This window comes from Anaerosolibacter carboniphilus (assembly GCF_014205875.1).
GTDB classification, from domain to species: domain Bacteria; phylum Bacillota; class Clostridia; order Peptostreptococcales; family Thermotaleaceae; genus Anaerosolibacter; species Anaerosolibacter carboniphilus.
Window position 1 is genome coordinate 1 of record NZ_JACHEN010000031.1, and the last position, 14,213, is coordinate 14,213.

General features: G+C 34.7%; 13 protein-coding genes. 6 read left to right on the plus strand and 7 right to left on the minus strand.

Annotated features, from left to right (window positions below; genetic code table 11):
* The first annotated feature begins 177 nt into the window (after nt 1-177).
* Complete coding sequence (yneA, locus tag HNQ80_RS19955; protein ID WP_184312459.1) at nt 178-480, plus strand: cell division suppressor protein YneA; 303 nt, start codon at nt 178-180, stop codon at nt 478-480.
* A 40-nt stretch (nt 481-520) separates the two neighbouring features.
* Here yneA and HNQ80_RS19960 read toward each other — a convergent pair whose 3' ends face one another.
* A complete protein-coding gene (locus HNQ80_RS19960; RefSeq protein ID WP_184312460.1) occupies nt 521-1,657 on the minus strand; it encodes a tyrosine-type recombinase/integrase in 1,137 nt (378 codons plus the stop codon).
* 405 nt (nt 1,658-2,062) lie between these two features.
* Between HNQ80_RS19960 and HNQ80_RS19965 the strand changes: the two genes are divergently transcribed.
* The 4 genes from HNQ80_RS19965 (at nt 2,063) to HNQ80_RS19980 (ending at nt 6,089) form a co-directional block, all read left to right on the plus strand.
* Entirely contained in the window at nt 2,063-2,401 is a 339-nt protein-coding gene (locus HNQ80_RS19965; RefSeq protein ID WP_184312461.1) for a cupin domain-containing protein, read from the plus strand.
* A gap of 181 nt (nt 2,402-2,582) precedes the next feature.
* On the plus strand, nt 2,583-4,349 hold the full coding sequence (locus HNQ80_RS19970) for a PAS domain-containing protein (protein WP_184312462.1): 1,767 nt from the start codon (nt 2,583-2,585) through the stop codon (nt 4,347-4,349).
* Nucleotides 4,350-4,622: 273 nt separating this feature from the next.
* The gene (locus tag HNQ80_RS19975; RefSeq protein ID WP_184312463.1) at nt 4,623-4,994 is read left to right on the plus strand and encodes a YmaF family protein; all 372 of its coding nucleotides are present in this window, start codon (nt 4,623-4,625) and stop codon (nt 4,992-4,994) included.
* A 192-nt stretch (nt 4,995-5,186) separates the two neighbouring features.
* Nucleotides 5,187-6,089 (plus strand): CsxC family protein, encoded by a 903-nt coding sequence (locus HNQ80_RS19980; protein WP_243183443.1) that lies wholly within the window; start codon nt 5,187-5,189, stop codon nt 6,087-6,089.
* Nucleotides 6,090-6,887: 798 nt separating this feature from the next.
* Here the strand turns inward: HNQ80_RS19980 and HNQ80_RS19985 are convergent.
* The 6 genes from HNQ80_RS19985 to HNQ80_RS20010 all read right to left on the minus strand — a co-directional run bounded on the left by HNQ80_RS19985 (nt 6,888) and on the right by HNQ80_RS20010 (nt 12,958).
* A complete protein-coding gene (locus HNQ80_RS19985; protein ID WP_184312464.1) occupies nt 6,888-8,735 on the minus strand; it encodes a heavy metal translocating P-type ATPase in 1,848 nt (615 codons plus the stop codon).
* A 27-nt stretch (nt 8,736-8,762) separates the two neighbouring features.
* On the minus strand, nt 8,763-8,978 hold the full coding sequence (locus HNQ80_RS19990; protein WP_184312465.1) for a heavy-metal-associated domain-containing protein: 216 nt from the start codon (nt 8,976-8,978) through the stop codon (nt 8,763-8,765).
* Nucleotides 8,979-9,204: 226 nt separating this feature from the next.
* On the minus strand, nt 9,205-10,395 hold the full coding sequence (locus HNQ80_RS19995; protein WP_184312466.1) for an oxygen-binding di-iron domain-containing protein: 1,191 nt from the start codon (nt 10,393-10,395) through the stop codon (nt 9,205-9,207).
* 361 nt (nt 10,396-10,756) lie between these two features.
* On the minus strand, nt 10,757-10,957 hold the full coding sequence (locus HNQ80_RS20000) for a hypothetical protein (RefSeq protein WP_184312467.1): 201 nt from the start codon (nt 10,955-10,957) through the stop codon (nt 10,757-10,759).
* A gap of 189 nt (nt 10,958-11,146) precedes the next feature.
* Complete coding sequence (locus HNQ80_RS20005; protein WP_184312468.1) at nt 11,147-11,296, minus strand: hypothetical protein; 150 nt, start codon at nt 11,294-11,296, stop codon at nt 11,147-11,149.
* 1,242 nt (nt 11,297-12,538) lie between these two features.
* On the minus strand, nt 12,539-12,958 hold the full coding sequence (locus tag HNQ80_RS20010) for a GNAT family N-acetyltransferase (RefSeq protein ID WP_184312469.1): 420 nt from the start codon (nt 12,956-12,958) through the stop codon (nt 12,539-12,541).
* Nucleotides 12,959-13,262: 304 nt separating this feature from the next.
* On the opposite strand from HNQ80_RS20010, the gene HNQ80_RS20015 reads away from it, so the two are divergent.
* Entirely contained in the window at nt 13,263-14,081 is an 819-nt protein-coding gene (locus tag HNQ80_RS20015; protein WP_184312470.1) for a hypothetical protein, read from the plus strand.
* The last annotated feature ends 132 nt before the right edge of the window (nt 14,082-14,213 follow it).

The window sequence follows — 14,213 nt, forward strand, 5'->3', positions numbered from 1 at the left end:
CTGCACTTTTATTATACTGAAAGAGACGTGTAAGAGTAACATCCATAGGATTGAATTTAGTCTTACAAACTGGAATTTAGTCTTTCACTTTACCTGTTTTTTCAAAAAACTATTTACACAGAACATCCGTTCTGCTAAAATAAAGAAAAAGAACACATGTTTGGAGGACTGTAAATAATGAAAAAGAAAATATATGTCGCAAATAAAAGTAGATTTTCCTTATCGATTCTTATTCTGGCTATCGTTATTAGCTTGAGTTGCATCCTTTTATTAAAATTAAATATTGCCGAAGGAGCTGTAGAGCAGCAGTACTACGAAATGTGTGTCAAGTCCGGAGATACGCTATGGAGCTTAGCAAAACAATGTACGCCTAACCATAAGGATGTACGAAAGACTATATATGAAATCAGTCAATTAAATCATTTGTCCACACCTGATATTTATCCCGGCCAAATTATTAAGATTCCAATTCAAGAATAATTAAAGCTTCTTACATAATGAGAAATAGCCCTTTTTAGGGCTATTTCTCATTATTATCGTATTCATCTAACCACTCAAAATTATTAACAATCTCTCGCTTAACATTCTTTTTATGAGCAGCATATAACTGTGTCGTTGTGACATTGTCATGATCTAATAAGTTTTGTACATCATAGATAGAAAACCCATATTGTATTAATGATGTAGCTGCCGTTGCTCTCAGCTTATGGGGACTATATCCATGATCCTTTGTGGTTCCTAGGGCAATGGAGGTATATTTTTTTACCAGTTCCCGAATAGCTCTTTCTGTCATTCTTGTTTTCTGCAGCGAAAGGAATAATGCGTCTTTATTCTCTTCTGAAACATGGACTTCACCAGGCCGTTCTTTTTCAATATAATCCTTTATAACCTTTTCTACCGACTTATTCAAAGGCATGCTTACTTCTTTGCCACGTTTTCTATAGATCTTAAAATCTCCTCTTCCAAAATTAAAGGAACTTATATTTAACTGCTGAAGTTCTTTCAATCTTAGCCCATAGGTAACAAAGAGTAGGAGAATGGCCTTATCCCTTAATTTTGTTTTTTCCCAATACTCAATCTCTTTTTCTGTAAGTCCTTCACCTTTTTCAACTGCATCTAATAATATAGCTACCTCATCAATCTCTAAACGTTTTATTGCATCGGGTTGTGGCTTTGGAAGCCTTATGGGATTAAAGCCATCCGTTATATTCTCGGGGATCAGCTCATCCCTATATAAGTATTTAAATAGTACAGCCAAGGATGATTTTTTACGGGCAAGAGAACGATTATGGTTTTCCATCACGGTAATGGAATCTTGTTTTTCTACAGTGTAACGGGTACAGAACTCTCCTATGAAACGATTGATATCTCTCGCCCTAATTTGGCTAAATTCTTCAAGTAGAATATCTTGTGTATCACTAGCCTTTGTTATTGTCTTTTCGCTCACCAAATATTTGCAAAAGAAATGAATATCTTGCAAGTAAGCAAATCTTGTTGTTAAGGCAACACCGGATTTTAAATATAGGAAGAAATCCTTCATGAAATCAGGCAAGATATTTTCCAGTTCGATACATTTTTCTATGATCTCGTTTTCTTTTTGAACGATATTATTAGGTTTATCTGACTTATTATGTACTTTGATCATTTTTCTTGTCATAGTCGCCACTCCCGTAATGAAAATAGTAAATATAAAGAAAGCGTCTTTTTAAGGAAAAGTATACTTCGAAAAGTGTATCCTGTCAAATATTTGTCGCTGAAAAGATATTACCCTACCACCACTTATGAACGCTTGTTTAAATTAGTGCCACAGACCAGACATACGCTGTATTTCATCCTGTACAGTCATTGCATGAAAGCCTTTAAAAAATATTTATTCACGTATGTGATTGTAGTCACAGGCACTAGAATGGGGATATGTTATCCTTATGCATAAGAAAGCATCTTTAAAGTTGAATAATTTTAAAGCTTACAAATATTTTCATCTTGATTGGGTAAAAGTATTTTATAGGTTATAGGAGAGTTCACTTATCATAAAAGATATAATTATTTAAGGAGGGTTATCATGGAACAAATGATTAAGAACATTGAATTTTCAAAGGTGGTGGAATTAGAAGCTTTAGTGAATTATCGAGAAGGACAGGTAGTTAGCAGAACTTTATCTCAAGGGAAAAATCTAAGCTTGACCTTATTCGCTTTTGATAAGGGAGAAGAGATTAGTTCACATTCTTCAAGTGGAGATGCGATGGTCCATATACTTGATGGAGAGGCAGAAATTACAATTGGCGAAGAAGTATTCCATGCTAAAAAGGGTGATGTCATTGTCATGCCAGCAGGAATCCCCCATGCCCTTCTTGCAAAAGAGCAGTTTAAAATGTTTTTAGTTGTTGTCTTTAAACCTTAAAATGTAATTGACTATATCCTTTTAAAAAACAGCCAGGAATGTTGATTTCAGGTTGTTTTTTAAAATCTAGATATAAAGAAAACAAAAGGTATAAAGTAGATAAAATGTAGAAAAATTTATCATAAGAAAGTTTTTACTAAAACACTTGATTCAAAAATAAAGGAGAAGGGATGGCACGAAGATGGAAAAAGAAATCAGATACATTACCATAGATGGTCGAGGAGAGCATGAATCCTTTAAAGATTGCATTACAAAAACAGTTAAAGACCTAAAACCAAACGAAGGAATACACATTATTAAAGATTTTGAACCTTTTCCCATGTACAAAATGATGGAAGAAAAAGGCTTTGATAAACATGTAGAAAAAATAAGCGATCAAGAGTTTCATGTTTATTTTACTCCTAAAGCTGAATTTGAGAAAATCAAAATGGGAGAACATCTAGATCTTGATGACAAAAAGATTGAAAAGATTATGAACATAAAACTTAATTATTTAAATAGAAAGATTTCTCTTGAAGAAGCAAAAAAAGAAATGAGAGAATCTTTTGATCAAGTTACGCCCCAGGAATTTGCCATATGTGAGCAGTATCTTCAAAGATACGGCATTTCAGATGATGTACTTGCAGAGAGAATGGACGAGATATTGGAAATATTCGATGGGCTACTGGTGTCCAACAAACTAAATCTGCCGGATGGTCATCCCATCAAAACCTATATGGACGAAGTGACTGCAATTCGGAACGTCTTGGATCAGATGAGACGGATACTCAAGAAAAGTTTTATCAAGAATCAATGGGCAGAACTCTACGATCAACTAAGTGAGATTGATATCCATTTTTCTAGAAAACAAAATCAACTATACCCAGCATTAGAAAGTAAAGGATTTGATAAGCCATCAAAAGTAATGTGGACATTAGAGAATAACATTAAAGACATTATGAAAAAAGCTAAAGGACATTTGGAAGCTAATCAGGATGAGGAGTTTTTGAAGCTTCAAGATGAAGTGATTGAGATGGTAGAGGATATGATGGTCAAAGAAGAGGAAATTCTTTACCCAACTTCAATGGATCTACTTTCTGATCAAGATTTTGTTAAGATGAGAAAAGGAGACGATGAGATTGGTTATTGCTTGATTGAATCCCCGCCATCATATGGAAATGAAGCGGAAAAAGATATTCATATTTCTTCGAATAACGAATTGTTGAAGGATTTGGCTAATGTATTACAAAAACACGGTATGCTCGCTAATGCCTCGAATAATGAAGTACTCGATGTCAGTCAAGGAAAACTTACTCTTGAACAGATCAATCTTATTTTCAAGCATCTCCAGGTAGATCTCTCTTTTGTAGACGAGAATGACATTGTAAAGTTTTACAGTGACACCAAACATAGAGTTTTTCCAAGAAGCCCAGGAGTTATCGGAAGAGAAGTTCAAAATTGTCATCCAAGAGAAAGCGTAGATACAGTTGAGGAAATTATCCGAGCCTTCAGAGCAGGAGAACATGATGAAGCCGAGTTTTGGCTCGAAATTGGCGGAAAGTTTATCTATATTATTTACAACGCAGTAAGAGATGAAGCAGGAAATTTCAGAGGTGTATTGGAAATGATGCAGGATGTTACTCGAATTAGAGGACTAACTGGAAGTCAGAGACTCCTGTCTTGGAAGGACAAAAAAGAAGATGCTAATGACAAAGAGAAAGAACATGAAGAACAAGAAAACAAGTACGGTATCACAAAAGAGACAGTCATAGGAGAATTGGTAAAGGAATATCCCTTTGTAAAAGAATTCTTGTTCCATCTTTCACCAAAATTTAGCAAGCTAAAAAATCCAATACTCTTTAAAACTATGTCTTCCATAGCGACTATGGAAATGATCAGTGAAAGAGGCGGATTTGAAGTTTATGATCTCATCGATAAAATCGTAAAAGAGATTGATAGAAGAAAGTAAAGAGAACGGAGTATATCATAGTAATTTCTTGATTTAACACAAATATTTCAATTTAAAACATCAAAACCTGTATTGACATAGAAATGCAGGTTTTGATGTTTTATTAAACATAGATTGTTAGAATTTGATAGAGCTTGTTTTCTTACTTTTTATTTAGGACTTATCACATTTAGCACAAGTTGTACATGTTCCTAATACTATGAAGTGCTGATACATGTTGACATGAATCCTACATGTAAATATACATTTTAGTATAAGGAGGTGAAAGCAATTATGCAAATTAAATTTGGTAAACCAGATAATCTAGAGCATTCATGCCCAACAATCTCATGCCAGACACATACTCATGAATTCCTTGGAAGCACTAAATTAGCTGATGAAGGTGATAACAGACACAACCACCGTTTTGCAGGAGTTACCAGTGAAATAATCCCTTTGCCAGAGGGTGATCACAAACATGCTCTATTTGCTAATACTGATTTTTACGAAAACCACCTACATGAACTAGCTGCCGAAACAGGTCCTGCCATTAATATAGGCAATGGGAAGCACGTTCACCTTATTGTGGATATAACGACATTAGAAGATGGTCATTTTCATGAGACTATTTTCGCTACCCTCATCGAAAATCCGATAGGCGATTAATACTCTTCTTTGAGGCAATTTGTCTAATTAATCTTAACGACAAGTTGCCTTGATCTATTATTAGCGTTGCAAATTCTTCTGTCGTTTTGTAACATTCTTATACTAATGAGAATAGCATGTACCAGGTGGGAGACAAATTATCTATTTGATCCTTATCTAAAAGTAAAAATATATAAAGGGGGGTCCTTCATAATGCCTTGGAACAAGCAATGCAATTTAAACAAAGGATGCAGCTCCAAAAATAATTGTGACGGTGGTAAACATTATAAGAAAACTATGTGCTACAGCAGAAATAATGTTTATGATAGTCCCAAAGCAGAAGTAACTTCACTAAAGCCGCATCATTCAAGTTGCGCGATAGTAACAGGTGAGACTACAGGGGACTGTGTGAGTACACCTGCCGCTATTATTCCATTAACTACTGGTGCAGTTGCTAAAGTACCTGTTGTTCTTGCAGAACTAACTGTCCAAGTCAATGTAAATTCAATTATCGATCTACCAGAATATGCATGGGAAATCAAAGATATCAAAAAACATTTGAAAGTTACTCAATGTCTCCTTATTCAAGAAACAAACGTGCTCTTTATCAAGGGATTTGTTCGTAAGAATATCCAATATGCAACGCGTACCTGCTCCAACAATCAAAGTTTTTGTGGGGATATTAAGCACTGCACAATAGATGTACCTTGGAGCTGTATCACTCCCGTAGCTTTCAATGGTATCTCACCATTAAGTCCTATTCCTAGAACTTCAGTGGAGTTTGAATATCTAAAACAACAAAAACTACATGGTCCGGAATTTGCCGATAAAGACCGCTTAATGTCTGGTGATCTGTCAGAATTTAATCAAATCAGTACAGAATTCTTCAATGAACTTCCTTACTGCGAATTAATAAGCAGCAGAATTGTAGAGTTTGATGAGCAATTGGGCCATGTTCGACCAGACGGCTATAAAATACCTTTTGAAGAAAAACAATTTAAGAGTATTGAAGAAAAAATGGTTATCTTCCTAACATTGAAAGTATTGCAGAATCGTCAAGTTACGATTCCACCTACTGTTATTGGGCCCACTCCTGAGGATCCGTATATCTTATAAATGATTGAAGTAGCTTTGATTGCATACTTGATGGAGATGGGCTATGTTATGCGCTGGGCTCATAGAATTGTTGAATCTTGGGAAATAGATGAGAAATTTCCACATAAAAATAGATAATAAAATCAATCGAAAAGCAGGGACTTAGTAAAGTGAACCCTGTTTGAAGCCTCAAAATAAAGAGGTCTATAGTAGAATAGCCCTAATTTCTACAGGATAATTTAAACTTACTAAGAGCTGACATCGTTTTTCATACGGTGTCAGTTTTGCTTAGATGAATGAGCACTATATAACATATTTTAATAGTTTAGAGAGAGAAACGTTGTGAAACAACAGAAGTATACGTACTAAGACAACAAATTCATAATTTTAATGAGAATACTTATCAATCATCTTAACTATTCCCTAAATATACATTTAAAGAATAGTTGTATCCGAAGATATAAGCTCTTCCTAACTAGCTAATTTACAATCATTTCGACTATTTCTCCATATTCTCATAGTAATTAATATTTGCATAGTCAATCTAATATTAAGTGAAATATTTTAGAAGTTATATTGCTTAAATCTAGTAATCAAATTAGCTTGAAATTTATCTAAATAAACGTATTTATAATATTTATTATAATTTGTACTAACTTTTATTGTTTTTTCTATTTTTATCACTCTATTAATTGATAATATTTTTCATTATGATGTTTCAGATTTACTACTATATAAAAAAGCTTGGTAATGTGCACTTAGAATAATTAACTTAGATTGTTTTATTGATAATCGTCATCATTCACCATGCCCTTTGATTTAATTCCCTTTATATTTCAACAGCCTGATTGCATTGATGATAACAACGAGGACACTCAACTCGTGTATGAGCATTCCGAATGAGAGAAATACTACTTTAACCAATACCCCTGCCAAGAGCATTCCTACCACGGTAATTGCAAAATATATGTTTTGTTTCATATTTCTTACCGTTGCTCTACTTAACCCAATGGCATAAGAAAGCTTCTTTATTTCATCAGACATTAAAACGACATCTGCTGTTTCCATAGCAACCTCTGTTCCCGCGCCTCCTACTGCAATGCCCAAATCTGCAGAAGCTAATGCAGGCGCATCATTTATTCCATCCCCAACCATTGCTGCTGTTCCAAATTCATCCTGTAATTTTTTCAATATAGTCACCTTATCTTCTGGAAGCAGCTCTGCATAATAATCATCTAAGCCTATTTTTTTAGCAATGGCTGCTGCAGCCCGTTTGTTATCTCCAGTCAGCATCACTACCTTCTTGACACCTAAGTTTTTCAATCTTTTTATGAGCTGATCTACATCTTCTCGAATGGTATCAGCAATTGAAATGACACCTAAAATCCTTTCTAAATCTCCTACAATAACACCCGTTTGGCCTTCAGATTCCTCATTCTTTAGATATTCATCAATCTCCCGAGAAATTATAATCCCATTTTCACCCATGAGCTTTCTATTTCCCACCAATATAGGTTTATCCCCTAGCTTCACCTTCAGTCCTTGACCTGGGATGATCTGGGATTCCTCTGGTGTAATCAAACTATTTCCTAGTGTCAAGTTAGCTTTTTCTAATATTGCTCTTGCCAGTGGATGCTCTGAATACATCTCTGCACTAGCAGTTATATTTAACAATTCCTCTTCATCCAATCCAAAGGATTTGACATTCGTTACCTTTGGCTTACCTTCTGTAAGGGTACCTGTTTTATCAAAGGCAAGTACCTTTATGGTCCCAAGCTTTTCTATGATTTCTCCACCTTTTATTAACACACCCCGTTTGGCTCCATTGCCGATACCTGCAACAATAGATACAGGTGTGGATATGACGAGGGCTCCAGGACATGCGATTACCAGTAGGGTCAGCGCTAATTCAATATCCCTCGTGATGATAAAAACAATTACTGAAAGTACCATAATCCCTGGGGTATAGTATTTTGAAAAGACTTCGAGAAATTTTTGAGTTTTTGCCTTTTTATCCTGAGCTTCCTCAACCATTTGAAGAATCCTTGAAAATGTAGTATCCTCCCCTACTCTATCTGCTCTTACTTTCAAATATCCTGATTCGATAACTGTTCCAGAGAAAACACCATCCCCGTTTTCCTTATTGACTGGCATAGATTCCCCTGTGATGGGTGCTTGATTAACATACGCATTTCCCTCTAAGACCATTCCATCCACAGGTATCTTTTCTCCTGGTCGAACAATGACGATATCGCCTTCGACGACTTCCTCTAGAGATACCTCCTTTTCCACTCCAGCTCTAATAACCCTTGCAGCGTCTGGTGCTAAGTCTAATAACGCTTTAATGGCTGACCTTGTTTTTTCAAGAGTTTTAGACTCTAAATAATTCCCCAGCATAAACAGGAAGGTAACGGCTGCAGCCTCCCAAAATTCTCTTATTAATAGTGCCCCTATCACTGCAAGGGTAACCAGTGCATCTATTCCAAGTATTTTGTATCTTAAAGCCCTGATTGCATTTAATGCGATAGGATACCCAGCGATGAAAGCTGCAGCAATCATCAAAATATCAGATATGCCAGGGTAGACTTTAACCTTGTTGAGCATTAGAGCGATAACGATCATGATACCCGATATCATTACCCGCTGCCCTTTACTGATCCTTAACATATCTATTCTCTCCCTTCCATTAACGCCTTATTTTTCTCCTAAGACATCAAAACCCAATCCCTCAATTGTCTTTCTGATTTCGCTTCCGTCATTTGCGCTTTCATCAAATGCTACCTTAACCTTGCTGGCATTGAATAGTACCTGCACATCCTGAACACCTTTTATCTTTTTCACAGCACTTTCAATTTTCATTGTGCAGCTGGGACATGTTAATGTTTCAAGCTGATATGTTTTTGTTAACATCGATGATTCCTCCTTTTATTTTTCATTAATTTTTCCTTTTATAGTTTTATTATAAAATGCATAGCAAATTAAAACCTTGACCCAAGTCAAATATTAGTTGCTTTTCAACAAGATTGTCATAAAAGTCTTTCTCCTTATTTTTTAAGTGGTCCCTTGAGATTTAAATCCTAAACAGAAACTTCCTGTTCATAGAAGAAACAGGAGTCTTATACCTGTCAATTACCGCTTACATTTCTAATGCCAGTTTACTTCCGAAGCTCTTTCCAAAATCAACACAGGCTTGCAGTTCTTCCTCATTGGGGATATATTTGAATTTAATAGGCTCTTGAATGATTTTAACTTTCGCTTTTCTAAGGAATTCCTCTAATACTTTTGGCGATTCTCCACTCCAACCATAACTTCCAAATGATGCCCCAACTTTATCAATAAATCTAAGTCCCTGCATTTCTTCTAATACAGGTGTCAATGAGCTAAGTATTCCATTGTTCACTGTAGAAGACCCGCATATAATACCTTTGGCCTTAAATATTTCAGTAAGTACATCATTTTTATCTGCTGTGGCCACATTATAGATTTTATAGCTTATCCCTGCTGCTTCTAAGCCATCACCTATATGCTCAGCCATCTTTTTGGTTGCTCCCCACATAGAATTGTAAAATATAACAACACTATTGTCGGATTTGCCTGTTGCCCATTCATAATATTTTTCAACGATTCTCATAGGATTTTCTCTCCAAAGGATACCATGACTCGGTGCGATCATATCGACTGGTAGATTCAAGGATTTCAACTCATCTATTTTTTTAATAACAAGCTTGCTAAAGGGTGTCAATATATTGGCATAATACTTTAAAGCTTCTTGGTAAACTTCCGTTTCGTCTACTTCGTCATTGAATATCTCTGAAGACGCAAAATGCTGCCCAAAGGCATCGTTAGAAAATAATATATTTTTTCCTGTTAGATACGTAAACATACTATCTGGCCAATGTAGCATAGGTGCCTCAACAAATATCATGTCGTTTTCACCAATATTAATTTTATCTCCGGTTTTTACAACTTTAATATTCCATTCTTTATGATAGTGCCTCTTTATACTTTCTTCTCCATTTTTGGATGAGATAATCACTGCATTGGGACAATATTCCATAATAGCAGGTAATGCACCAGAATGATCCGGCTCTGCATGATTTACTACTACATAATCAATTTTGCTTATATCAATAACCTCTTTTAGTCTCTCCAAAAAATTTTCTGCAAGTGGTTCCCATACAGTGTCTATGAGAACATTCTTTTCATCCTTTATTAGATATGCATTATATGTGGATCCTCTGTGGGTTGATAATTCATAACCATGGAAATATCTAACTTCCCAATCATTGGCGCCAACCCAATACACATTTTCTTTTAACATTTTCATATGTATACTCCTCCTACTTTTTCTTATAAAGCATTATTATTATTTGTATTAACTATCGAACCATACATAGGAGAACACTAAATAAATACCGTCACTCTATTGCATATTTAAAAAAGCGCTACTCTAGCTGGGATAGCACTTTTTTATACACTTATACCTTATATAGGAATCTCTGTATCATGGCATTTATTTTTTCGGCAAGCATCCGAGTCACTGTATCTAATTGATATAATAGCTTTCATTGATTCTTATTCTGTTCAATAGTCTGATCTATGCAGCGCTTATCGCTCTTAAACTTTATTTCATACATAGGCACCATCCTTTTTGGCAATGAAAAAGAGCCCTATTTGAGCTCTTTAAATTAGATTGTTTTTATTCCATTCTTTTCAAATTCTTTTATTATCTTTTCAGCTTCTAATTGCCCTTTCTTTTCCATATTTTCAATAACAGATTCAGCACCAGGTGTCTCTCCAATTTTCGAATCAAAATAGTTATTGATACTTGGCATATCTTTTTGGACCGCTGTATCAACTCTTATGGGATTTTTATCTTTCTTTTTCATATTGATCACCTTTCAAATGAAAATTGTAGTTTTCATATAATCTTGCCATCGACACAATTTGAGGTTGACAATTTATCATTTTGTGGAGTTGAACCACTCAGCGCCATGTGCTGGTCCCGACACTCTTGACATAATCAACCATTTGTTTAATATTGTTCCAACTTAAAAGAGCCCATGTTGGACTCCTCATTATCTATTCTTATTGATATTTTCTTGTCCCTTTTTACTGGTAAAAGGTTTATCTTCACTTGGTATCCACTGTTGTTGCTCATGATATACTTTTACTAATTCAGGAGTGTTGTGAGTATTTGTATTATTACTTTGGCTTTTATTTTTCATATAATCACCTCACTATTAGTATGTTGCAGTGATAAGAATGTATTCTTCTAAGAAATTTTATCCTTATGTAACATGCTGCGCTTAGAATTTCTTAAATATAACATTTTTGAGAATCATTCATAGAAATATCTTTAAAGTATAAATAACATCTAATAAACAAGTGCTATTCCTCATATCCACACCGTGGACATTTCTTGCATCATGAACTTTTTTGAGTCAATTCTTCTCCACAAACAGGACATTCCATATTATGTTGCTCCTTCCTCAATTGCTATCTTATTCCACTACATATTTAATATCCTCGGATGGGCCTAATGAACATGTAAAAATTCCCAAACGCTTCATGCTATCATTTTACAGAAACTAATCTAATCTTTTCTCCTAGTTATGCATTTTATGTTCAGGGATAACTCCATGGTTTGCTTTCATTATTTTTAAAAAATATTTCCATATAGCCAATAAACAATTTTCACGCTTTCCTATGTCCTGAATATCATGTACTAGAAAAAGAGACAACCTGCTCTAGAACCATAAAGGAGGTGAAAACTCGTAGGTGAAGTACTGAGTAAGTTTTTCGGATGCAAGCCAGGTGAAGAATCTTCGCTACTGTTCTTCTTATTACTTGTAGTACTATTCCAAGGACCTTGTAAAGGATTATTTGGTACAGGCGATGAATTACTATTCTTCTTCCTGTTGCTGGTCATCCTCTTCTGCTGTCCTCTGATTGGGGGAATTGGGGGAATCGGTTGTTAGATTTCAAGGAATTGGGATTCATTTCCCGTTCCTTCTACATAAAAGATAACGAGTATTTTCATTTATTTTTGATGATTTTCATTTGTCACTCAGTCGGTCACCTCCTATATGAGACTGAAATCAAATTATTCGCCACTCGTTATCTTTTATGTTCACATTCTACATTTTGATGTAGTTACTGCCGTATTGTTACTTACATCTACTATTATTACTTGCGCTATTAGGATTGTCTGCACCATTGAAAAGTCTAATTTAAACAGTAAATACTACAACAAATCAATCGAACGCATCCTCATTGAAAAAATAAACTACCTCGGCATTTTCCTCCAAATAACAAGGCAACGATGTCTACTACTTATGGCGAATAATAAATCTATTACCTTGAATTTTAGTCTTCCCTATTGCGCTAAATATGTATTTCCTGAATGCAATGCTATAACTATTGAGTGACATTTAAAAGCTCCTAGCGTATTATACAGGAGCTTTCATTTATTTACGTAGCGATTTGCTTAATACTAAACTCTTATAGTTCATACCATCCCATTGTATAGTTTCTATATATCTGTATTCTCTTTTTTTATAAAAGTCAATTAAATGGTATGCTGTTTCTGCAGTATCTAATGCAACTTCTCTCACATTTTCTATCTTTCTGGCCTCAGCTTCAACAATATCCATCATTATACTGCCGATTCCGTATTTTTGCAATTCGGGCTCAACGGCAAACTGTCCAATCTTAGATATATACTCTTTACTATACCAACTACTTTTATCTGAAGGTGTTGGACTATAAAGACATATTGTAGCAGCGATTTTATGCTTATAGATACCTACATAACATTTATATGCTTGACTTGTTCTCTGTAATGTTATGCTGTTATCCTGCCTAGTTGCTAAATAGTTAAACCCCATGTCAGCTAAAATCTTATATGACCTGTGAAGAAGTTGTGTTAATTCTTCAATCGAGTCATCACTTGAAAGCAGCCGGAACTCTATATGCTCACTATCATTAAAATTATAGGAGAATGCATCTTGAATAATAGATACCTATAAAATATATTTCAAATGTAATTTCTTTTGATGCTGCAGTTACACCTCCATTATTGACAATCTATAATCATTCTGTTTCTTTTTTATTTCATCCCACTTTGATATAATACACATATATCATAACTAGAAATGATGCTTCAGAAAGTATAGCATGAGAGGGGTCAACATGAAAAATAAATCATTTATCATAACTATCAGTTTTTTACTTTTTTTCGTTTTTATTTTTGCCATGAGATTTAACATAAAAGAAGTTGGTTCGGAAAATACATCGAAAAATGGAAATGAACTCTCTTTAGAATCCAGTTTAGAAAGTTTGCAGGATGCTGAAAAGAAACCCGAATCGGAATCTAGATCAGAATATCTTAAAACGAATGCCGAGACATCTACAATGGAATTCAGAATCGCAACGGAAAGTGAAAAAAACAAGATTATTGAAACACTAAATAATATAGCTTTCAGTAGAAGTTATAAATTTGAAACAGATTTCGAATACTTCAACAGATCAAAGATACATATTGAAGGGACACAGCGCAATCTGCCACAATCATTTTGCCCTGAGGATGATGGCCTATTGGAAATTGTACTCTCTAAACCATATTTTTATGCCAGCGACGTAAAAGTTAATGGATGGTCATGGTCCTATAATCTAAGGAAAGGTGAGTCTTTAGGATTCGCATGCAATGCTGATACTGATAGGGATATGAAAGGGGTCGGCCCTTCGCTTAACAGCGATCCAATACTAAGTACGAATAAGTTTTTTATATTTGACAATCAGCGTGAAGACATTAAAGAAATCGAAGTAACTGAAAAGCCTAATCAATCAATAGACTTTTGTAGGATTACATTTAAAGATTCGTCCGTATGGAAAAACCGAGTAATGGAATTAAAGGTTGATTGGAATCATTTAATGCTTCGAAAAATTATTGTCGAAGATTCCGATAGCAGATTTAGGTTTACAACTTCCTTCCATAATATAAATCTTTAACAGGGATATTTATAAAAAATACCCTCATGATTCGGACATAAACGTAAGCGTAAGGTTAACCTCATCCAAGTAATTAACTGTTTTTCACAGGAGCTCATATCAATATTAGTTTTTTATGAGTTCTATAAGCTC